The 20,159-nt window shown below is 74.2% G+C and carries 16 protein-coding genes; 9 read left to right on the top strand and 7 right to left on the bottom strand.

Features of this window, described 5'->3' with window-relative positions; genetic code table 11:
* The first annotated feature begins 211 nt into the window (after positions 1 to 211).
* The 6 genes from LG943_RS20400 (at position 212) to LG943_RS20375 (ending at position 7,052) form a co-directional block, all read left to right on the top strand.
* A complete protein-coding gene (locus tag LG943_RS20400; RefSeq protein ID WP_270073928.1) occupies positions 212 to 937 on the top strand; it encodes a response regulator transcription factor in 726 nt (241 codons plus the stop codon).
* Entirely contained in the window at positions 938 to 2,338 is a 1,401-nt protein-coding gene (locus LG943_RS20395) for a sensor histidine kinase (protein ID WP_270073927.1), read from the top strand.
* A gap of 104 nt (positions 2,339 to 2,442) precedes the next feature.
* A complete protein-coding gene (locus LG943_RS20390; RefSeq protein ID WP_270073926.1) occupies positions 2,443 to 4,380 on the top strand; it encodes an acyl-CoA dehydrogenase family protein in 1,938 nt (645 codons plus the stop codon).
* 108 nt (positions 4,381 to 4,488) lie between these two features.
* Positions 4,489 to 4,866 (top strand): MmcQ/YjbR family DNA-binding protein, encoded by a 378-nt coding sequence (locus LG943_RS20385; protein WP_270073925.1) that lies wholly within the window; start codon positions 4,489 to 4,491, stop codon positions 4,864 to 4,866.
* Positions 4,867 to 5,142: 276 nt separating this feature from the next.
* A complete protein-coding gene (locus LG943_RS20380) occupies positions 5,143 to 5,715 on the top strand; it encodes a hypothetical protein (RefSeq protein ID WP_270073924.1) in 573 nt (190 codons plus the stop codon).
* Positions 5,716 to 5,840: 125 nt separating this feature from the next.
* Positions 5,841 to 7,052 (top strand): winged helix-turn-helix domain-containing protein, encoded by a 1,212-nt coding sequence (locus LG943_RS20375; RefSeq protein ID WP_270073923.1) that lies wholly within the window; start codon positions 5,841 to 5,843, stop codon positions 7,050 to 7,052.
* A 230-nt stretch (positions 7,053 to 7,282) separates the two neighbouring features.
* On the opposite strand, the gene LG943_RS20370 is transcribed toward LG943_RS20375, so the two are convergent.
* From LG943_RS20370 to LG943_RS20355, 4 genes are all read right to left on the bottom strand, one after another.
* A complete protein-coding gene (locus tag LG943_RS20370; protein WP_270073922.1) occupies positions 7,283 to 8,014 on the bottom strand; it encodes a hypothetical protein in 732 nt (243 codons plus the stop codon).
* Positions 8,011 to 9,027, bottom strand: a complete 1,017-nt coding sequence (locus tag LG943_RS20365; RefSeq protein ID WP_270073921.1) for a 2-hydroxyacid dehydrogenase — start codon at positions 9,025 to 9,027, stop codon at positions 8,011 to 8,013. Before LG943_RS20365 ends, LG943_RS20370 begins: the two co-directional genes overlap by 4 nt.
* A 570-nt stretch (positions 9,028 to 9,597) precedes the next feature.
* On the bottom strand, positions 9,598 to 10,740 hold the full coding sequence (locus LG943_RS20360; protein WP_270073920.1) for an acetyl-CoA C-acetyltransferase: 1,143 nt from the start codon (positions 10,738 to 10,740) through the stop codon (positions 9,598 to 9,600).
* Positions 10,741 to 10,930: 190 nt separating this feature from the next.
* Positions 10,931 to 12,970 carry an MDR family MFS transporter gene (locus tag LG943_RS20355; protein WP_270073919.1) on the bottom strand — a complete coding sequence of 680 codons (2,040 nt, stop codon included), beginning with the start codon at positions 12,968 to 12,970 and terminating at the stop codon, positions 10,931 to 10,933.
* Positions 12,971 to 13,222: 252 nt separating this feature from the next.
* Here LG943_RS20355 and LG943_RS20350 point away from each other — a divergent pair, with 252 nt between their 5' ends.
* Both LG943_RS20350 and LG943_RS20345 read left to right on the top strand, forming a co-directional pair.
* Positions 13,223 to 14,365, top strand: a complete 1,143-nt coding sequence (locus LG943_RS20350) for an acyl-CoA dehydrogenase family protein (RefSeq protein ID WP_270073918.1) — start codon at positions 13,223 to 13,225, stop codon at positions 14,363 to 14,365.
* A gap of 41 nt (positions 14,366 to 14,406) precedes the next feature.
* Positions 14,407 to 14,574 carry a hypothetical protein gene (locus LG943_RS20345; protein WP_179768053.1) on the top strand — a complete coding sequence of 56 codons (168 nt, stop codon included), beginning with the start codon at positions 14,407 to 14,409 and terminating at the stop codon, positions 14,572 to 14,574.
* A gap of 28 nt (positions 14,575 to 14,602) precedes the next feature.
* Here the strand turns inward: LG943_RS20345 and LG943_RS20340 are convergent, their stop codons facing one another.
* From LG943_RS20340 to pdxH, 3 genes are all read right to left on the bottom strand, one after another.
* Positions 14,603 to 16,873: an ATP-binding SpoIIE family protein phosphatase gene (locus tag LG943_RS20340; protein WP_270073917.1), complete on the bottom strand. Its 2,271-nt coding sequence runs from the start codon at positions 16,871 to 16,873 to the stop codon at positions 14,603 to 14,605.
* 203 nt (positions 16,874 to 17,076) lie between these two features.
* Positions 17,077 to 17,787: a metal-dependent transcriptional regulator gene (locus LG943_RS20335; protein WP_270073916.1), complete on the bottom strand. Its 711-nt coding sequence runs from the start codon at positions 17,785 to 17,787 to the stop codon at positions 17,077 to 17,079.
* Positions 17,788 to 18,093: 306 nt separating this feature from the next.
* Positions 18,094 to 18,765 (bottom strand): pyridoxamine 5'-phosphate oxidase, encoded by a 672-nt coding sequence (gene pdxH / locus LG943_RS20330; RefSeq protein ID WP_270073915.1) that lies wholly within the window; start codon positions 18,763 to 18,765, stop codon positions 18,094 to 18,096.
* Between the two features lie 146 nt (positions 18,766 to 18,911).
* On the opposite strand from pdxH, the gene LG943_RS20325 reads away from it, so the two are divergent.
* A complete protein-coding gene (locus tag LG943_RS20325) occupies positions 18,912 to 20,018 on the top strand; it encodes a citrate synthase 2 (RefSeq protein ID WP_270073914.1) in 1,107 nt (368 codons plus the stop codon).
* The last annotated feature ends 141 nt before the right edge of the window (positions 20,019 to 20,159 follow it).

Raw genomic sequence — 20,159 nt, 5'->3', positions numbered from 1 at the left:
CCCGGGCCGGCCGCGCGGCTCGTGGAGCCGGCGGGGGCGCCGCGCATGGCGCGCAGCGGCGTCCCCGCCGCCCCGGCGCGGGTGGCGGGCGATGCGCGACAGGCGGCTCCGGCCGGCCGGCACCGCCCGGGCGGCGCGCGCGTGCTCCCGCCGCCTCCGCCTGCGGCATCATGGAGGCCAGGCCGGACACGCCGCGCTTAAGGTGAGATGGATGCCCGAGACCGCGACCCGCTCGCACGTACTGGTGATCGACGACGAGCCCAACATCCGCGACCTCGTCCAGGCGGCCCTGCGGTTCCACGGCTTCAGCGTGAGCACCGCCGAGACCGGCGGCGAAGGGCTGGCCATGGCCCGCGACCGCCACCCCGACCTCATCCTGCTCGACGTGCTGCTGCCCGACATCAGCGGCTTCGACGTCTGCCGGCGGCTGCGCGACTCCGGCGACGACGTCCCCGTCATCTACCTCACCGCCCGCGACACCCCCTCCGACACCGTCACCGGGCTGTCGCTCGGCGGCGACGACTACGTCACCAAGCCGTTCTCCGTCGAGGCGCTGATCGCGCGCGTGCACGCGCTGCTGCGCCGCGCCCGCCGCGACGACGGCGCGGCCGAGGCCGACCGCGCCGAGCAGGGCGTGCTGCGCGTGGACGACCTCGAACTCAACGAGCGCACCTGGACGGTGCGCCGCGCGGGCGTGGCCATCGAGCTGTCGCCCACCGAGTTCCGGCTGCTGGCCTACCTGATGAGCAACGCCGGCCAGGTCCTCACCCGCGCCCAACTCCTGGAGAACGTGTGGGGCTGGGACTACGCCGGGCAGTCCCAGATCGTCGAGACCTACATCAGCTACCTGCGGCGCAAGCTCGACCCGCTGGGCCCCGCGCTCATCCACACCCAGCGCGGCGTGGGCTACGCGCTGCGCACCCGGGACCAGGGCTAGATGACCCGCTCGGGCGGCCTGCGCTCGCGCCTGCTGGTGGGCCTGATCGCGGTGACCGGCACCGGCCTGCTCCTCACCTGCGTGGTCGGCTTCCTGACCCTGCGCAGCTTCATCACCGACCGCATCGACGCCCAGCTCCAGCTCACCGCCGAGCGCGCCACCGTCCGGCTGGACAACGACACCCCGCCGGTGGGGGTGGACGCCCCCAGCCCCTCCCCCTACTTCGTGGTGCTGCTGAACAACCGCACCGGCGCGATCGACCAGGTCTACGGCGACACCGAACGCGAGGACGTGGTCCTGGACCGCATCCGCGCGATACCGCTGGACCAGTGGCGCGCCTACGGCGCCACCGGCGAGATCTTCGAGCTGGACGGGGTGGACGACTCGGTCGCGCCCTACCGCGCCACCGTGCGGCTGCGCCCCGACACCATCCTGGTCACCGGGGTGCCCACCAGCGACCGCGAGGAGTACCCGTGGCGGCTGGTCCTCACCCAGCTCGTCACCGCCGGCCTGCTGCTGGGCGGGCTGCTGATGGCCGGGCGGTGGCTGATCGGGCGCGGCCTGGAGCCGCTGGACGAGATGGCCACCACCGCCAACCGCATCAGCGTGGGCACCGACATGACGGTGCGGATGCCCGGCTCGGGCTCCCACAGCGAGGTGGGCCGGCTGGCCGGCGCCATCAACACCATGCTGCGCCGCATCGACGACGCCTTCGCCGCCCAGCGCGCCTCGGAGGAGCGGGTGCGCGCCTTCGCCGCCGACGCCTCCCACGAGCTGCGCACCCCGCTGACCACCATCCGCGGCTACGCCGAGCTGTACCGGCAGGGCGCCATCCCCGCCGAGGAGCTGCCCGGGGCGATGCGGCGCATCGAGAACGAGGCCGAGCGGATGAGCCGCCTGGTGGCCGAGCTGCTGGAGCTGGCGCGGCTGGACCGCACCGGGTCGCTCCAGCGCGGCCCCACCGACATCGCCGCCGTGGCCGCCGAGGTGGTGGCCGACGCCCGCGCGCTGGAACCGGGCCGCCCCCTCACCCTGGCCGCACCCGAGGCGCTGACCTGCGACGCCGACGAGGCGCGGATCCGCCAGATCCTGGCCAACCTGCTGGCCAACGTCCGCGAGCACACCCCCGAGGGCACGCCGGCGGCCGTGCGGCTGCGCGAGGAGGACGGCACGGCGGTGCTGGAGGTCGCCGACGAGGGCCCGGGGATGGCGGCGGAGGACCTGCGGCGCGCCTTCGACCGGTTCTACCGGGGCAACCGGGCGCCCAACAGCGGCAGCGGGCTGGGGCTGTCCATCGTCAAGGCGATCGCCGAGGCCCACGGCGGCGGGGTGGAGCTGGCCGCCCGACCCGGCGCGGGCACGACCGTGACCGTGCGCGTCCCCCGCCGCCGGGACGGCTGAGGCCCCTGACCGGGGCATGCTTCGGCGCGGCGGCCGGGGGTAGGTGGTGTGACGTAGGCCATACCCGTTGGCGCGACGTCGTTTGCGTGAGGTGATCCACCACCATGACAGCGGTGAACCGCGAGACCGGCCCCGGGCACGTCGACGAGCGGCAGGCCCGCGCCGTGGCCGAGGCCGCCCGCGAGTCCGAGTGGCACCGGCCCAGCTTCGGCAAGGAGCTGTACCTGGGCCGGCTGCGCCTGGACCTCGTCCACCCCTACCCCCGCCCCGACCCCGGCTCCGTGGCCGCCGGCGAGGAGTTCCTGGCCCGGCTGCGCGCCTTCTGCGAGACCGTCGACGCCCAGCGCATCGAGCGCGAGGACCGCATCCCCGACGAGGTCGTGCGCGGCCTGAAGGAACTGGGCGCCCTGGGCATGAAGATCCCCCGCGCCTACGGCGGTCTGGGGCTGAGCCAGCTCTACTACAACCGCGCGCTGACCCTGGTCGGCTCGGTCTCCCCCGCCGTCGCCGCGCTGCTGTCGGCCCACCAGTCGATCGGCGTGCCCCAGCCGCTGGCGATGTTCGGCACCGAGGAGCAGAAGCGCGCGTTCCTGCCGCGCTGCGCCGCCACCGACATCAGCGCGTTCCTGCTCACCGAGCCCGACGTCGGCAGCGACCCCGCGCGGCTGCGCTGCACGGCCACACCCGTCGAGGACGGCTCGGCCTACCTCATCGACGGCGTGAAGCTGTGGACCACCAACGGCGTGGTCGCCGACCTGCTGGTGGTCATGGCGCGAGTGCCGCAGAGCGAGGGGCACCGGGGCGGCATCACCGCGTTCGTGGTCGAGGGCGCCTCTGAGGGCATCACCGTGGAGCACCGCAACCGGTTCATGGGCCTGCGCGGGCTGGAGAACGGCGTCACCCGGTTCCACCGGGTCCGCGTCCCCGCCCAGAACCGCATCGGCGAGGAGGGCAAGGGCCTGCGGATCGCCCTGTCCACCCTCAACACCGGCCGGTTGTCGCTGCCCGCCATCTGCGTGGGCGCCGGCAAGTGGTGCACCAGGACCGCCCGCGAGTGGGCGCGCGAGCGCGTGCAGTGGGGCCGCCCCGTCGGCGCGCACGAGGAGGTCGCCAAGAAGATCGCCTTCATCAGCGCCACCACCTACGCCATGAACGCCGTGCTGGAGCTGGCCGGCCAGTTCGCCGACGACGGCCGCCACGACATCCGCATCGAGGCGGCGCTGGCCAAGCTGTGGTGCTCGGAGATGGCCTGGCGCGTGGCCGACGACCTGGTGCAGGTGCGCGGCGGGCGGGGCTTTGAGACCGCCGACTCCCTGGCGGCGCGCGGCGAGCGCGGCGTGCCCGCCGAGCAGGTGCTGCGCGACCTGCGGATCAACCGGATCTTCGAGGGCTCGACCGAGATCATGCACCTGATGATCGCCCGCGAGGCGGTCGACGCCCACCTGGCCGTGGCCGGCGACATCATCGACCCCGACGCCGACACCGCCGCCAAGGCGCGGGCCGTGGCCAAGGCGAGCGGCTTCTACGCCTCCTGGCTGCCCACGCTGGTGGTGGGCGAGGGCCAGCGCCCCGGCGCCTTCGGCGAGTTCGGCCCGCTGGCCGCCCACCTGCGCTACGTCGAGCGCGCCGCCCGCCGCCTGGCGCGGTCCACCTTCTACGGGATGTCGCGCTGGCAGGGCCGCATGGAGACCAAGCAGGGGTTCCTCGCCCGCGTGGTCGACATCGGCGCCGAACTCTTCGCGATGAGCGCGACCGTGGTGCGCGCCCACCACGACCGGTTGGAGCACCCCGAGCGCGGCCAGGGCGCCTACGAACTGGCCGACGCGTTCTGCCGGCAGTCCCGGCTGCGCGTGGACGCCCTGTTCACGGCGCTGTGGGCCAACACCGACGACCTCGACGGCAAGCTCAGCCGCCGGGTGCTGGAGGACCGCTACGCGTGGCTGGAGGACGGCATCCTCGACCCGTCGGTGCCCGGCCCGCTGATCGCCCCGTCCGAGCCCGGCCCCTCAGACCGGGAGAATGTGCACCGGACGACGGGCTGACCGGACCCGCCGCGCCCGCGTCCGGGCTCGCGCCCGCGGGCGCGGACGCGGGCGCGGGGCGAAGGCGCGGGCGCGGCGGCGCGGACGGAGGACGAGGGAGGCGAGCCGGTGGACGGCGAGACCCTGCACGACACGGCCCGGCGGCGGGCCGAGGCCCTGCCCGAGGCGCGGCTGGAGTACCCCTTCGGCCCCGACTGGGATGTGTTCAAGGTCGGCGGCAAGGTGTTCCTGCTGGTGGTGGAGGTCCGCGGCGAGCGGGTGGCGATCCTCAAGGCCGCGCCCCTGGACGCCGAGGCCCTGCGCACGGCCCACGCCGACATCACCCCGGGCTACCACATGAACAAGCGGCACTGGATCACGCTGTCCCCCGGCGGCTCGATCGATGCGGCGCTGGTGGAGGAGCTGGTGACCGACTCCTACCGCCTCGTGGTGGCCGGCCTGCCCCGCGCCCGCCGCCCCGCCCTGCCCGACGAGCTGCGCGGCTAGGGCGCAGAAGCGTCAGAGCGTCCGTGCCGGCGGCCTCGCCGGGGGAAACGGTCCCTCGACGGCAGCACGTGCGCATCCCGTGCGCGAAGGCCGCTAACGCGGCCGAGACGGGGCCGCAAGGGCTGTTTATCCCTACTTCGTACTGAATTGGACCCGTTCCGCGGGTTGTTCCGGGATCAACGGAGTGGCTAGTATTCCCCGGGTCACGCTCTGCCACCCACCCCACGCTCCTTCGGCAGGGCGTCCTCCCCTCCTTCCGCCCAGAGGAGTCCCCTCGTGTCTTCCCACGCCTCGCCCGAGGCAGCCGCGGACGACCACTCCCCGCAGGACCCCGCGCCCGCCCTCACCACCGACTTCAACATCCCGCGCGGCGCCGAGGACCCGCCCGGCCCGGGTGAGCCCCCGCGCGGCCGGCTCCGCCGCCGCCTGGCCGTCGCCGCGGCCGGTGCCGCCGTGCTCGTCGGCGCCGCCTACGGCGTGACCGCCCTGGTGCCCGTGTTCTCGGGCCCGGCGCCCGGCGAGTCCGGCACGTCGGTGGTGGTGGACGACCCCGCCCCCTCCAGCGAGAACCCCGGCGACGACGTCGGCCGCCCGCAGGGCGCGTCCGCCCCGCCGCAGCGCGTCGAGGAGCCCACCGCCGCCCCGCCCGCCGCCCAGGTCGAGGCGCCCGTGCAGGAGGCCCCGCCCCCCTCGCCCGAGCACGAGCGCCCCGCCGCCGAGGCCCCCGAGCCCGCCGAGGCACCGGCCGAGGACAGCGGCCCCACCTACCCGCCCGGCGTCAGCCAGGAGGACGTCGAGCGCGCCTGGGAGTTGTGGGAGGAGTACCAGCGCTCCCAGAACGGCGGCTGAGGCAGGCGGCGAGCCCTCTGGGGCGCCGCCCGACCGCCGCGACCCCCGCCTCTCCCCCCTCCGTCCGCAGATGACGGGCGGAGGGACGGAACGCGATGTCAGTGGCCCCGGCTAGGGTCGGCGGTATGTACGAGTCAGCGCCGCCCCACCCCCGGCGCGGCTCCACCCTCTCGGCGGCCCAGGCCCGCCGGATCGCGGTGGCCGCGCAGGGCTTCACCGACCCCCGCCCCGCCGCCCGGCCCACCGCGCGCCACCTCCAGCGGGTCATCGACCGCATCGGCGTCATCCAGATCGACAGCGTCAACGTCCTCGCCCGCAGCCAGTACCTGCCGGTGTTCGCCCGCCTCGGCGCCTACGACCCCGCCCTCCTCGACCGCGCCGCCACTCGGCGCGGCGGTCGCCTGGTCGAGTACTGGGCGCACGAGGCCAGCCTGATCCCCCCGGCCACCCACCGCCTGCTGCGCTGGCGCATGGCGCGCGCCCGCGCCGAGGCGTGGGGCTCCATGCGCGAGATCGCCGACAGCCATCCCGACCTCGTCAAGGCCGTGCGCGCCGAGGTCGAGCGCGTCGGCCCGGCCACCGCCCGCCAGATCGAGGCCGCCCTGGAGCACGACGTCCCCCGCGCCCGCGACCACTGGGGCTGGAACTGGTCGCTGGTCAAGAGCGCGCTGGAGTTCCTGTTCTGGGCGGGCGAGGTCACCACCGACGGCCGCACCGCCCAGTTCGAACGCCGCTACGACCTCCCCGAACGCGTCCTGCCGCCCGAGGTCCGCGACGCCCCCGACCCCGACCCCGCCGACGCCCGCCGCCAACTCGTCGCCATCGCGGCCCGCGCCCACGGCGTGGCCACCGAGACCTGCCTGCGCGACTACTTCCGGCTGAGCGCCGCCGAGGGCCGCTCGGCGGTGGCCGACCTCGTCGACTCCGGCGAACTCGTGCCGGTCAGCGTGGCCGGCTGGCCGCGCCCGGCCTACCTGCACCGCGACGCCCGCGTGCCGCGCGCGGTGCGCGCCCGCGCGCTGCTCAGCCCGTTCGACTCCCTGGTGTGGGAGCGCTCGCGCACCGAGGCGCTGTTCGGGTTCCGCTACCGCCTGGAGATCTACGTTCCGGCGGCCAAGCGGGTGCACGGCTACTACGTGCTGCCGTTCCTGCTGGGCGACCGCCTCGTGGCGCGGGTCGACCTCAAGGCCGACCGCGCCACCGGCCGCCTGCTGGTGCGGCGCACCACCGTCGAGGACTCCGCCCCGCCCGAGACCGCGGCCGAACTCGACGCCGAACTCCGCGCCATGGCCGACTGGCTCGGCCTGGGCGAGGGCGTCGTCTACGACGCCCCCTGACCCACCGGGTCCCCCGGGACCCGCTGCGACCTACCGAGACCTACCGGCACCGGCACCGGCACCGGCTGAATCCCGCCGGGACTGACCGATCCCCCGGTTCCCGCGGAGCGCGGGGTGCGTCCTGCCCCCCCCCCGCGCCCCCGCCCCCCGCGCCCCCCCCCGCCCCGCCCCCCGCCCGGCGGTCCCACGCCGGGCGGCCCCGGGGGCGGCGGGGGCCTGGCCAGGCCCCCTCAGCGTCCGCCGCCTCCCGCGGCCGGCGGTGCGGGAACAGGGGCCGGCCGCGCCGCCACGGGCGGCTCGTGCGGCACAGCCGACGGCAGGTGGGCGGCGAGCAGGCCCGTCAGGCGCAGCACGATCGCCGCCAGGAACGCCAGGCCGCTGCCCAGCTCCACGACCTCCTCCAGGGACTGCTGGACGCGTTCGGCCGCGACGGTCCAGGTCGCGGGGTCGACCGAGTCGATCCCGACCGCCACCACCGCCAGCAGCACCCCCGCCACCAGGGCGTTGCGCGAGGCGGTGTCCACCCGCACCGCGCGCCACACCGCCGGCAGCAGCGCCAGCCCGACCAGGGCCAGCCCCATCACCAGGAAGTCGCCGGGCGCCACCCACGGCAGGAACGGCACGGTCACCCCGCGCGGGGCGAGGTAGCCGTCGCGCACCCGCTCGTGCAGGGCGAACCGCTCGTCCAGGGCCAGCACCGCGAACCCGGCGGCCAGCAGCCACCACACCCCGGTTCGGGCACCTCCGGTGCCCCCGCCCTCGGTGCGCCGCAGCACGAACGCCACGAGCAGGGCCCCGGCGGCCGCGAGCACGAGCACGACGCTCTGCACCCACGTCATCGGGGTCATCTCCTGGGCGATGTAGTCCCACCAGCGCGGCCACCGCGCGGCGGCCAGCACGGCGGGCACGATCAGCCATACCGCGACCAGGCAGGCCGCCAGCGGACCCCAGCGGCGGCTCATGCGCCCACCGCCGCGGTGGCCGGCGCCGCCGGGGCGTGCTCGGGCCATGTCACCGGGTCCAGCGGCGCCCCGCGCACGGCGGCGAGCATGCGCTCGCCCCACATCCGGGCGCCGCGGTCCAGGGTCTCGTCGCGCCACCAGGCGCTGTGCCCGGTCTGCAAGACCCGGCCCTGCGCCAGCAGGTCGCCGTCGACGGCGGGGTCGAGCACGGTGTCGTCGACGGCGTAGCCGCGCAGCCGCCCGCCGCGCACCGCCGCCACGGCGGCGGCGGTGTCGACCAGCGAGGCGCGGGCGACGTTGACCAGCAGCGCGCCCGGCGCCAGCGCGGCGAGTTCGGCGGCGCCGATGACGGGCGGGGCGCCGAACGTGTGGCTGGCGCACACCGCCACCGCGTCGGCGCCCAGCGCGCCGGCCAGGTCGGTGGTCTCGATCCCCGACGCGGCGGCGCGCGCGGCGGCCGCGGGGTCGGTGTCGGTGCCGCGCACGGCCATGCCCAGGGCGCGGGCCATGCGCGCGACCTCGCCGCCGATGCGGCCCAGGCCCACCACGCCCAGGGTGCGCCCGCGCAGCTCCACACCGCGCAGCGACACCGTGGGCGGAGCCGCGCCCCGGCTGCGGTCGTGGGCCAGGTGCAGGCGCGTGGCCAGCCCGAACAGCATGGCCAGGCAGTGCTCGGCCACGGCGGTGGTGGCATATCCCGGCAGGATCGACAGGCCCACCCCGCGCGAGCGCAGCAGCGGGATGTCGAGGTGGTCGTAGCCGGTGGCGTAGAGCACGATGCCGCGCAGGCCGGGCAGGGCGTCGAGGAGGTCGGGGTCGACGGCCGGCAGGCACAGGTTGGTGGCCGCGAGCAGGTCGGCGCCGGCGAGCAGCCGGGCGGCGTCGGCGCGTTCGGGCGCGCGTTCGCACGGCACCACGAGCACGTCGGCGTGGCGCTCCAGCTCGGCCCAGTGGTCCGGGGCGAGGGTCGCACGGCCGCGGCGGCTCAGTACGACGAGGCGGGGCAGAGTCATCCGAGGCGGTCTTTCGGTTCGAGGAAGAATACCGGGAAGGTTCCGAAAACACCTAAAGGCATATCGGACGGCGCGAACGCGCCTCTCTTCGACATTCTGCGTCAAACCAGCAGCCCGCCGGGGAAACGCGAATGAGCATGAAGGCAATTTAATGCGTCAATGAATTGCGCGCCACCACTTGGCCAATGAAGATCTGTTAAGGAACGCCTGTTCAGCGGCTGAATGCCATCCCGAAAAACACGGCGACCTGCACCGATGCCGCCAAGACGGGCAGAACGCCCCGCCGGCCGCCCCGGTGCCGGCCCGGCTCCCGCGCAACGCCCACACTCCCGCACGCACGAATACGCGGGAAAATACCTCGGCGCCCCCGAATGTCGGTTTTTCGCCGCCCCCACCTGGGCACACGCCGCCGAATTCCCCGCCGCGCGCCCCCGCGCACGCCGCTCCTCCTCGCCCGCGCACGCCCGTTGCCCACCCACCCCCCGCACGCGAAGCGGCGCGGGGCGTCCGCCGCCCCGCGCCGCTCCTGCGCCCGTCAGCCCGTCCGGGCGGCCGGCACCGCCCGGGGCGTCAGACCCGCTCGATGATCGTGACGTTGGCCTGGCCGCCGCCCTCGCACATCGTCTGGAGGCCGTAGCGCCCGCCGCCGCGCCGCAGCTCATGGACCAGCTTGGTCATCAGCACCGCGCCGGTGGCCCCCAGCGGGTGGCCCAGGGCGATGGCGCCGCCGTTGGGGTTGGTCTTGGCGGGGTCGGCGCCCAGCTCGTCCAGCCAGGCCATGGGCACCGGCGCGAACGCCTCGTTGATCTCGGTGACGTCGATGTCGTCGATGCTCAGCCCGGCCTTCTCCAGTGCGATCCGCGTGGCGGGGATGGGCGCGGTGAGCATGTACACCGGGTCGTCGCCGACCAGGGAGAGCTGCACGATCCGCGCCAGCGGGGTGAGGTTGTGCCGCTCGACCGCCCGCTCGGAGGCGATGAGCACCGCGCCCGCGCCCACCGAGATCTGGCTGGCCACCGCCGCAGTGAGCACCCAGCCCTCGCGCAGCGGGTCCAGCCCGGCCATCTTCTCCAGGGTGGTGTCGGGGCGCACGCCCTCGTCCTGCTCCACCCCGGCCAGCGGCGCGATCTGCTCGGCGAAGTGGCCGGCCTCGCGCGCCGCCGCGGCCCGGCGGTGGCTCTCCAGCGCGTAGCGCTCCAGGTCCTCGCGGCTGTAGCCCCACTTCTCGGCCATCAACTGGGCGCCGCGGAACTGGGAGATCTCCTGGTCGCCGTAGCGCTTGGCCCAGCCCTCGCCGTACACCGACAGCCCGGCGTCCAGCGCGTACTTGACGTTGGAGCCCATGGGGACCATGCCCATGTTCTCCACGCCCGAGGCGACCACCAGGTCCTGGGTGCCCGACATGACACCCTGGGCGGCGAAGTGGACGGCCTGCTGGGAGGACCCGCACTGGCGGTCGATGGTGACGCCGGGGGTGGTCTCGGGCAGCCCGGCCGACAGCCACGCCGTGCGGGCGAGGTCGAGCGCCTGCGGGCCGACCTGGCTGACGCAGCCCATCACGACGTCCTCGACCGCCGCCGGGTCCACCCCCGTGCGGTCGACCAGTTCCTTGAGCACGTGGGCCCCCAGGTCGGCCGGGTGCACGCCGGCCAGGGCGCCCTTCCGGGTGCCGACGGGGGTCCGGACGGCCCCGACGATGAATGCCTCAGCCACGGTTCCTCCAGGGGAGCGAGCGCTTCGATGCCTAACCCGAACCATATTCGGTTCCGGCGTCGCGGCAAGCCCTCGGGGCCGCCTTCGGCCCGCCCCGGCCCCTCCCCTCCGCCCCGCCCCGCTCCCGCCCGGTCCCCGGCCCCTGCCCGCAGGCTCCGGCCCGCCCGCCTCTCAGCGACAGCCCCCGCCCCTACACGTACCGGGGCCGCCCCGCCTCACCCGCCAGCGCCGCGTCGTCCTCGTCGCCCAGGGTGCGCCGCGCCACGTCGCGCAGCACCGCGACCAGCTCGGGGTGGTCCTCGGGCGCGTAGTCGGCCAGCGCCGCGCGCAGCGCGTCCTCCTGGGCGTCCACGAGCCGCCGGGCGGCGTCGCGCCCCCGCGCGCTCAGCGCCCAGTGCGCGCCCGACCCGGCGAGCAGCCCGGCCCGGCGCAGCTCCTCCTGGACGGGCACCAGCCCCTCCGCCGGCCGGTGGCACATCCGCGCCAGCTCCTCGCCGCTGATGGACCCGGTGACGGCCAGGTGGCTGAGCACCCAGCACGCCCCCGGCGACAGGTCCAGCCCGGCCGCCGCCGCCAGCCGCTCGTACATCCGCCGCGCCCCGGCCCGCCCCGCCTCCCGGTAGGCCGCCGCCTCCACCCGCGCCAGGGGCTCGCGCGTGCCGGCCACCGGCGCCACCGTCTCGTGCAGGTCGGGGCGGCCGATCGTGGTGCGCAGCGGGATCTCCTTGAGCAGCAGGGTGAGCAGGAACGCCGCCGCGGCCACGGGCGCCGCGCACAGGAACACGGTGTCGATGGAGTCGGCGTAGGCGCGCAGGAACCCGGCCTGGGCCGCCGGCGGCAGGGTGTCCAGCGCCCGGGGGCTGGTCTCCAACTCATCCGCCGACACCCCGGGCGGCAGTTGGATCTCGCCGGCGCGCGCCTGGAGGTTGGCGGCCAGCCGCGCCGAGAAGACCGAGCCGAACACCGCCGTGCCGAAGGACCCCCCGATGGAGCGGAAGAAGGTGGCGGTGGAGGTGGCCGCGCCCAGGTCGGCGTAGTCGACGGCGTTCTGCACCGCCGTCAGCACCACCTGCATGACCAGCCCCAGCCCGCAGCCCAGCAGCAGGAAGTAGCCGCTCATCGCGACCATCGACGTCTCGGGCCCCAGCGTGGCCAGCAGCAGCAGCGCCGCCGTCACCAGCGCCATGCCCACGATGGGGTAGGGCTTGTAGCGGCCGGTGTGGGAGACCAGTTGGCCGCTGCCGACCGAGGTCACCAGCATGCCCACCACCATGGGCAGCAGGTGCAGCCCCGAGGCCGTCGGCGAGTAGCCGTGCACCACCTGGAGGAACAGCGGCAGGTAGGCCATCGCGCCCATCATCGCGAACCCGACGCATGCCAGCACCGCGACGCCGACGGGCACCACCCGGCCGCGGAACAGGTGCGGGGGCATCACGGGCTCGGCGGCCCGGCGCGCGCTCAGCCACCACCCGACACCCAGCACGATGGCGGCGGCGATCAGCCCCAGCGTCACCGGCGAGGTCCAGGCGTAGACGCTGCCGCCCCAGGCGCACACCAGGGTGAGCACCACGGCGGCGCCGGCCAGCAGCGCGGTGCCGGCGTAGTCGATGCGGTGGCGGGTGCGCCGCCCGGTGGCGGGCAGCGCCAGCAGCACCGCCGCGAAGGCGAGCGCGCCCAGCGGCAGGTTGATGTAGAAGACCCAGCGCCAGGTCAAATGGTCCACGAACAGCCCGCCCAGCAGCGGCCCGGCCACGCTGGCCACCCCGAAGGACGCGCCGAAGAACCCCTGGTAGCGGCCGCGTTCGCGGGGCGGGACCACGTCGCCCACGATCGCCATCGCCAGTGTCATCAGCCCGCCGCCGCCCACGCCCTGCACCGCGCGGAACAGGATGAGCTGGAGCATCGACTGGGAGGTGCCCGACAGCGCCGACCCGGCGAGGAACACCACGATGCAGGCCAGGAACAGCCACTTGCGGCCGAACTGGTCGCCGAGCTTGCCCCACAGCGGCGTGCTGGCGGTGACGGCCAGCAGGTAGGCGGTGACCACCCACGACAGGTGGTTGAGGCCGCCGAGGTCGCTGACGATGGTGGGCAGCGTGGTCGAGACGATCGTCTGGTCCAGCGCGGCGAGCAGCACGGTCAGCAGCAGGGCCGCCATCACCACGGCGACGCCCGCGCGGCCGCGCGGCTCCCGGCGCGGACGGGTGCGGGCCGCGTGCTTGGCTGCCATCGGATGCTGCCCCCTGCCGGCGCGGGAACGGGTGGACGAGCGTGAACGCAGCAGCAGCCTAAGCAGGGGCGATGCCGCCGCCGGGGCGGGCGGGCGCGGGCGGACGCGGACTTTGCGGAAACTTCAGCCGGCGCGGAGCGAGCCGCCGCCCGGCCTGCCAAACCGAACGGGATTCGGTTACGGTGGTGCCGTACGTCACGCACCGGGCGCGCGGCCCGGGCGCGGGTGGGGCCGCCAGCGAAGGAGTGGGCCATGCGGCGGGAGATCTTCGACACCGACCACGACCTCTACCGGGAGTCGGTGGCCGCGTTCCTCAAGCGCGAGGTGGTGCCCTTCCACGACCGGTGGGAGAAGGACGGCATCGTCCCGCGCGAGGTCTGGGCCAAGGCCGGCGAGGTCGGGATCCTGGGCCTGGGCGTGCCCGAGGAGTACGGCGGCTCGGGGATCGACGACTTCCGGTTCAACGCGGTGGTCGCCGAGGAGATCTGCCGGGTGGGCGCCAGCGGGCTGGGGTTCGGCCTCCAGAACGACGTCATGGCCCCCTACCTGGTGCGGCTGACCACCGAGGAGCAGCGCCGCCGGTGGCTGCCCGGGTTCGCCTCGGGCGAGCTGATCACCGCGATCGCCATGACCGAGCCGGGTGCCGGCAGCGACCTCCAGGGCATCCAGGCCACCGCGCTGCGCGACGGCGACCACTACGTGCTCAACGGGCAGAAGACGTTCATCACCAACGGCATCAACGCCGACCTGGTGGTCGTGGTGGCGCGCACCGACCCCGGCGCCGGCGCGCACGGGATCTCGCTGCTGGCCGTGGAGCGCGGCATGCCCGGGTTCGAGCGGGGCCGGAACCTCGACAAGATCGGGCTGAAGGCGCAGGACACCGCCGAACTGTCGTTCACCGACGTGCGGGTGCCCGCCGCCAACCTGATCGGCACGGAGAACCAGGGGTTCGTGCACCTGATGACCAACCTCCCGCAGGAGCGGCTGGCCATCGCGGTGTCGGCCACCGCCGCCTGCGAGGCGGTGCTCGCCCAGACCATCGAGTACTGCAAGAACCGCACGGCTTTCGGACGTCCGATCAGCAGGTTCCAGAACACCCGTTTCCTGCTGGCCGAACTCGCCACCGAGACCGACCTCGCCCGCACCTACGTCGACCGGGCGATCACCCTGCTCAACCGGGGTGAGCTGACCCCCGAGGACGCCGCCAAGGCGAAGTGGTGGACCACCGAACTCGCCAACCGGGTGATGGACCGGTGCCTGCAACTCCACGGCGGGTATGGATACATGATGGAATACCCCGTGGCTAAGGCATGGCAGGACGCCCGGATCCAGTCGATCTTCGGTGGCACCACCGAGATCATGAAGGAGATCGTGGGGCGCTCGCTGGGCCTGTAGCCGCACCCCCTGACGGGTCTGGCGAAAGGGTCGGGATCGCTGTGACTGGCGCGTGGGACGGGCTGATCGTCCTCGGTCTCCTGGTCATCCTGCTGGTGCTGGGCGTGCGCCGGCTCCGGCGCAGGGTCCACATCCCGTGGGCCACCGGCGGCATCGTGGTGTTCTTCATCTTCGTGGTGCTGATGCTGTGGGCGTGGTCCAACCGCTGACGCCGGGGCGGGGCCGCCGCCCCGGCACTCACTCCGCCGAGCGCAGCGGGACCTCGAACCACACGGCCTTGCCGTCGGGGGTGGGGCGCGAGCCCCAGCGGGTGGCCAACTGGTCCACCAGGTAGAGCCCGCGGCCGCCTTCGTCGTCGGCGCCGGCGCTGCGGATGCGCGGCAGCCGCAGGTCGCGGTCGAACACCTCGACCCACACCGAGTCCGCGCCCCGGCGCAGCCGCAGCAGGAACTCCGTGGCCTGCGGCGGGGCGGGGTCCTCGGCCGCCTCCTCCAGCAGGTCCGACCAGTCCTCGTCGAACTCGTCGCCGCCCGCGCCGCCGAGCCCGCCCAGCCCCGGGAGGTCGGCGGAGTCCTTGACGCCGTCGGCGGTGAACTCCCGGCGCACCGGGTGGGGGGTGGCGTGGATGACCACGTTGGTGACGATCTCCGAGACCAGCAGGCAGGCGAGTTCGGCCTGGTCGCGGTCCATGCCCCAGTTCTTGAAGGTGCTGGAGGCCAGGTGCCGGGCGTCGCCCACCGTGGGCGCCTCGGCGATGAACCAGCCCTCCTCCATGGCCAGCTCGCCGGGGTGGGTGCGCACCACCAGCAGGGCGGTGTCGTCGTCGATCTCGCCGGGCACCGCGGTGAGCGCGGTCTCGGCGATCTGGTCGACGTCCTTGTCGGCGACCTCGCGGACCCGTTCGTAGAGGTACTCCATCGAGCGGGGGATGTCGACGCTGCCGCCGAGCGGGCGGCGGTCGACCAGGCCGTCGGTGTAGAGCAGCAGGGTGGCCCCGGCCGGGAGTTCGAGGTTGGCCTGGTGGTAGACGGCGTCCTCCAGGCCGCTGCCGCCGCCGCGCGCCCGCACCCCCAGCAGGGTGTCGGAGACCTCCAGCGCCAGCTCCTCGACGCGGCCGTCGTTGATGAGCAGCGGCGCCTGGTGGCCGGCGTTGGCGTAGGACAGCTCGCGCGACCAGGCGTCGTAGACCATGTAGAGGCAGCTCACGCTGGGCACCCAGGTGCCGCCGGAGCCGTCGGGGCGGCCGAGCTGGCGCACCCATTCGTCCAGCGCCAGGAGGATGTCGGCGGGTTCGCGGTCGGCCTGGGCGAACGCGCGCAGGGCGGCGCGCATCTGGCCCATGACGGCCGCCGCGTGCGGGCCGCGGCCCTCGACGTCGCCGATCACCAGCCCCACGCGCCCGGCCGAGAGTGGGATGACGTCGTAGAAGTCGCCGCCGACCTGGGTCTGGATGCCGTGGCCGTGGGCCTCCAGCGGCTTGGCGGGGACGTAGCGGTGGGCGATGGTGAGGCCGTCGAAGGGGGTGAACTCCCCGCGCGGCAGCAGGCTCTGCTGGAAGGCGAGCGCGGTGCGGCGCTCCTCCTCGAACAGGCGGGCGTTGTCGATGGCCAGCGCCACCCGCGAGGCCAGGGCGCCCACGAGGTCGCGGTCGAAGCCGCCGTAGCGGGTCTTCTGGCGGGGCGACAGGCGCGACAGGGCCAGCGTGAGCACGCCCAGGAGTTCGCCGCGGGCGCGCAGCGGCGCCGCGATGGCCGAGGTCACCCCGACCTGCTCGGCGACGCGCGCCGAGCGGGGGTCGTCGGTCTCGTAGGCGTAGGCGTAGTCGCTGACGAGCACGGTCTCGAAGCGCCGCATCGCGGTGTAGACGAAGTGGCGGTCGGGGTAGCGGACCTCCTCGCCGACGTCGTACCAGGTGCCCGCCGGCGGGGTCCAGCCCTCGGCGTGCACCGACACGTGCCGGATGAGCCGGTCGTGGTCGAAGAGGTCGATGAAGCAGTGGTCGGCGAACTGCGGCACCAGGATCTCGGCGACCGCCTTCATGGTGGAGCCGAACTCCAGCGAGCCGGCCAGGCGGCTGCCGACGCGGTCGAGCAGGCCGTAGAGGTCCTCGACGCGGCCGCCGCGCAGGGCCTCGTCGGCGAAGACGACGAAGCCGTCGACGGTGCCCGCCGCCGACTTCAGGGGCACGGCGTTGACGCGGATGTGCAGCCAGGCGGAGTCGGCGCGCACGACCGCGAAGGTGCCGTCCCAGGTCTCGCCGCGCAGCACGCGCCGCAGCAACTGGTCGGCGCGGTCGCGGTCGGAGTCCTGGATGCCGAGGTCGGTGAACGGCCGGCCGAGGAGGTCGCCGTGGTCGGCGGAGAGCCCGAACATGGTGCGGGCGAAGGGGTTGATGTGTCTCAGGCGACCGGCGCGGTCGGCGACCACCACCGCCGTCTGCGCGTGTTCGAAGACCGCCGCGCCCGTGAAGGCAGCGTCATGGCGGAAGTCGTCCCCCCGTTGGTTCATACAGCCGCCACCTCGACCTCGCCGGCCGGGGTCATGACGCCCGGCCGCACGATCCGTACTGCCCCCGTGCGGCGGGCCTGTGTGCACCGGCTGCCGCGAACCATGGGGTGAGCATAGCCCTACCGGGGGTGTATTCGCAGAGCAACGTTACATTTCGGTTGGCGGGAACGGGGAACGGGGGGTGCGCCGACCGCGCGGAGGGGTCAGGGCTTGGTGACGAAAATGTGGCTCGCGACCTGCCGGGACAGTTCGCTGGCCTCGCCATCCTCGCCGCTACCACCAATCACCTGTACGCCGCTGTCGCTCGCCACGAGCCGGACTTCCTGCTCGGGTTGTACCCCGGAGCGCTTGAGATCGAGCATGACTTCGGGGTCGCTTTGCAACTGCTCGCTGATGCGCCGGACGGTGACCGTGACCTCGGTGCCGTTGGCGACCTCCAGCATCGGCACGATGGAGTCGCCGGAGAAGGGCTCGGGGGAGTAGTCGTCCAGGCCGAGTTCCTCGAGGCCGGGGATGGGGTTGCCGTGCGGGCACACCGAGGGGGCGTTCAGCAGGCGGACCAGGCGCTCCTCGACGGCCTCGGAGATGACGTGCTCCCACCGGCAGGCCTCGACGTGGACGTCCTCCCAGGGCAGGCCGATGACGTCGACCAGGAGGCGTTCGGCGAGGCGGTGCTTGCGCATGACGTGGGTGGCCAGCCGGCGGCCCTCCTCGGTCATGACGAGGTGGCGGTCGTTCTCGACCCGGAGCAGGCCGTCGCGCTCCATGCGCGCCACGGTCTGGCTGACGGTGGGGCCGCTCTGCTGCAAGCGCTCGGCGATGCGGGCGCGCAGCGGGACGATGCCCTCTTCCTCCAGCTCGAAGATGGTGCGGAGGTACATCTCCGTGGTGTCGATAAGCCCGTGTGCGGTCAAGGCTCCCCCTCCCCTCGTGGGCCGTCGAGAGTCGACGACGGCAGACTCTCAACACAGGCCGGTCGCAGGGGATTCCGGCCGTGGGTCGCTGAGCGGTGCTCGTGGCGCGGACACTCGGTCGGGCCGCTGCGCCCTGGCCGCGGGAGCGGCCACCGATCTCGCTTCATCATACCTCGGCAACGGACAACCCTCTTCGCCGCAATGTGGGGTGTGCCACAACGCGGGCGGAGGCGCGCGGGACCTCCGGTGCGGGCGTGCCGGGGGCGCCGGGGCGGGAGGTCGGGGCAGGTGGGGGCGGCGGCGCGGTCAGGGGGCGAGGCGCTCCAGGAGCCAGACCGCCTCGTCGTGGGGGTCGGCCCCCGCGCCCCGCAGGTAACGGAATCGGTCGTGCATGCGGTCGACTCCGCCCTGCCAGAACTCCACCTCCTCGGGGACGATGCGGTAGCCGCCCCAGTAGGAGGGGCGCGGAACCTCTGCGTCCTCGGGCCAGGCGGCGGCGAAGCCGGCGTACAGGCGGTCGAGCGCGGCGCGGTCGGCCACGGGGCTGGACTGCCGCTCGCTCGCCCAGGCACCGATCTGTGAACCCCTGGGACGGGTGCGGAAGTAGGCGTCGTTCTCGGCGTCGCTGAGACGTTCGACACGGCCTGAGACGAGCACCTGGCGGCGGATCGCGTGCCAGGGGAACACCGCCGAGGCGCGCGGCTCGGCCTCCAGCGCGCGGCCCTTGCGGGAGCCGTAGTTGGTGAAAAACCGCAGGCCGGAGCGGTCGTACCCTTTGAGGAGGACGGTCCGGGCGCGGGGCGCTCCGCTGGGCTCGACCGTGGCCAGGACCATGGCGTTGGGTTCGGCCAGCCCCGCCGTGTGTGCCTGTGTGAACCACGTGTGAAACTGCTGCATGGGATGGGCGGCCATGTCGCCCCGCCGCAACGGCGGGCCGAGGTAGGGCTGGCGCAGTTCCGCCGGGTCGCACTGGCTCACAGTGGAGCATCCTCACACGACCTGTGGGGTAGCCGCCACCTGCACACCATCACCACTAGTGACACCTCACGTGCCACCGAAACATGACCGAACGGTTCAATGGGCGCACCCTTGCACATGGACCGAGAAACACGGAGGAAGCCGGTATGTCGGACTTCAAACCGGGGCTCGAAGGAGTCGTGGCGTTCGAGACGGAGATCGCCGAGCCGGACAAGGAGGGCGGCGCCCTCCGCTACCGCGGCGTCGACATCGAGAACCTTGTCGGCCACGCCACCTTCGGGCGCGTGTGGGGGCTGCTGGTCGACAACAGCTTCGAGCCCGGGCTGCCCTTCGCGGAGCCGGTGTACCAGGCGGTGCGGACCGGTGACGTCCGCGTCGACGTGCAGAGCGCGCTGGCCGCCCTGGCGCCGCTGTGGGGCTTCAAGCCGCTGCTGGACATCGACGACGCCGAGGCCCGCGACAACGTGGCGCGCGCCGCGTCGGCGGCCCTGTCGATCATCGCCCAGTCGGCCCGCGGCGACCTGCCGGAGGTGCCGCGCGCCCGCATCGAGGAGGGCACCTCGATCGTGGAGCGCTTCATGATCCAGTTGCGCGGCGAGCCGGACCCCCGGCACATCAAGGCCGTCGACGCCTACTGGACCTCGGCCGCCGAGCACGGCATGAACGCGTCCACCTTCACCGCCCGCGTGATCGCGTCCACGGGCGCCGACGTCGCCGCCGCCCTGTCGGGCGCGGTCGGCGCGATGTCGGGCCCCCTGCACGGCGGCGCCCCGGCGCGCGTGCTGCACATGCTGGACGAGACCGAGCGGATCGGCGACGCCCGCACCTACGTCCAGCGCGCCCTGGACCAGGGCGAGCGCCTGATGGGCTTCGGCCACCGCGTCTACCGGGCGGAGGACCCGCGCGCCCGGGTGCTGCGCCGCACGGCCAAGGAGCTGAACGCCCCGCGCTTCGAGGTCGCCCAGGCCCTGGAGACGGCCGCGCTGGAGGAGCTGCACGCCCGCAAGCCCGACCGCGTGCTCGCCACGAACGTGGAGTACTGGGCCGCGGTGGTCCTGGACTTCGCGGAGATACCGTCGGACCTGTTCACGTCCATGTTCACCTGCGCCCGGACCGCCGGCTGGTCGGCCCACATCCTGGAGCAGAAGCGCACCGGCCGCCTGGTCCGCCCCAGCGCCAAGTACGTCGGCCCCGCGGCCCGCGACATCAACCAGGTGTCGGGAGCCGCAGAGGCACTGGCCCAGGGCGTGTAAGGGCGCGTAAACGCCTCCAAGGCGTCCACCCCCCGCCTGAAAGCCGAGCCCGGCTCAGAAAGCCCAGCCCGGGGAGACCGGCCGGGAGAGTCCGGCCGGACGAGTTCAGCCCGCACGCGGAAGGCCCCGCGATCCGAAAAG

The sequence above is a fragment of the Streptomonospora mangrovi genome, assembly GCF_027604915.1.
Taxonomy (GTDB): Bacteria; Actinomycetota; Actinomycetes; order Streptosporangiales; family Streptosporangiaceae; genus Streptomonospora; species Streptomonospora mangrovi.
Note: the sequence above shows the minus strand (reverse complement) of the source record. Positions and strands in the feature narration are given on the sequence as shown.

Bases quoted from the DNA above. Each gene is read 5' to 3' on its own strand.
- LG943_RS20400 (WP_270073928.1), top strand. From the start codon at position 212: ATGCCCGAGACCGCGACCCGCTCGCACGTACTGGTGATCGACGACGAG.
- LG943_RS20395 (WP_270073927.1), top strand. From the start codon at position 938: ATGACCCGCTCGGGCGGCCTGCGCTCGCGCCTGCTGGTGGGCCTGATC.
- LG943_RS20390 (WP_270073926.1), top strand. From the start codon at position 2,443: ATGACAGCGGTGAACCGCGAGACCGGCCCCGGGCACGTCGACGAGCGG.
- LG943_RS20375 (WP_270073923.1), top strand. From the start codon at position 5,841: ATGTACGAGTCAGCGCCGCCCCACCCCCGGCGCGGCTCCACCCTCTCG.
- LG943_RS20370 (WP_270073922.1), bottom strand. From the start codon at position 8,014: ATGAGCCGCCGCTGGGGTCCGCTGGCGGCCTGCCTGGTCGCGGTATGG.
- LG943_RS20365 (WP_270073921.1), bottom strand. From the start codon at position 9,027: ATGACTCTGCCCCGCCTCGTCGTACTGAGCCGCCGCGGCCGTGCGACC.
- LG943_RS20355 (WP_270073919.1), bottom strand. From the start codon at position 12,970: ATGGCAGCCAAGCACGCGGCCCGCACCCGTCCGCGCCGGGAGCCGCGC.
- LG943_RS20350 (WP_270073918.1), top strand. From the start codon at position 13,223: ATGCGGCGGGAGATCTTCGACACCGACCACGACCTCTACCGGGAGTCG.
- LG943_RS20340 (WP_270073917.1), bottom strand. From the start codon at position 16,873: ATGAACCAACGGGGGGACGACTTCCGCCATGACGCTGCCTTCACGGGC.
- LG943_RS20325 (WP_270073914.1), top strand. From the start codon at position 18,912: ATGTCGGACTTCAAACCGGGGCTCGAAGGAGTCGTGGCGTTCGAGACG.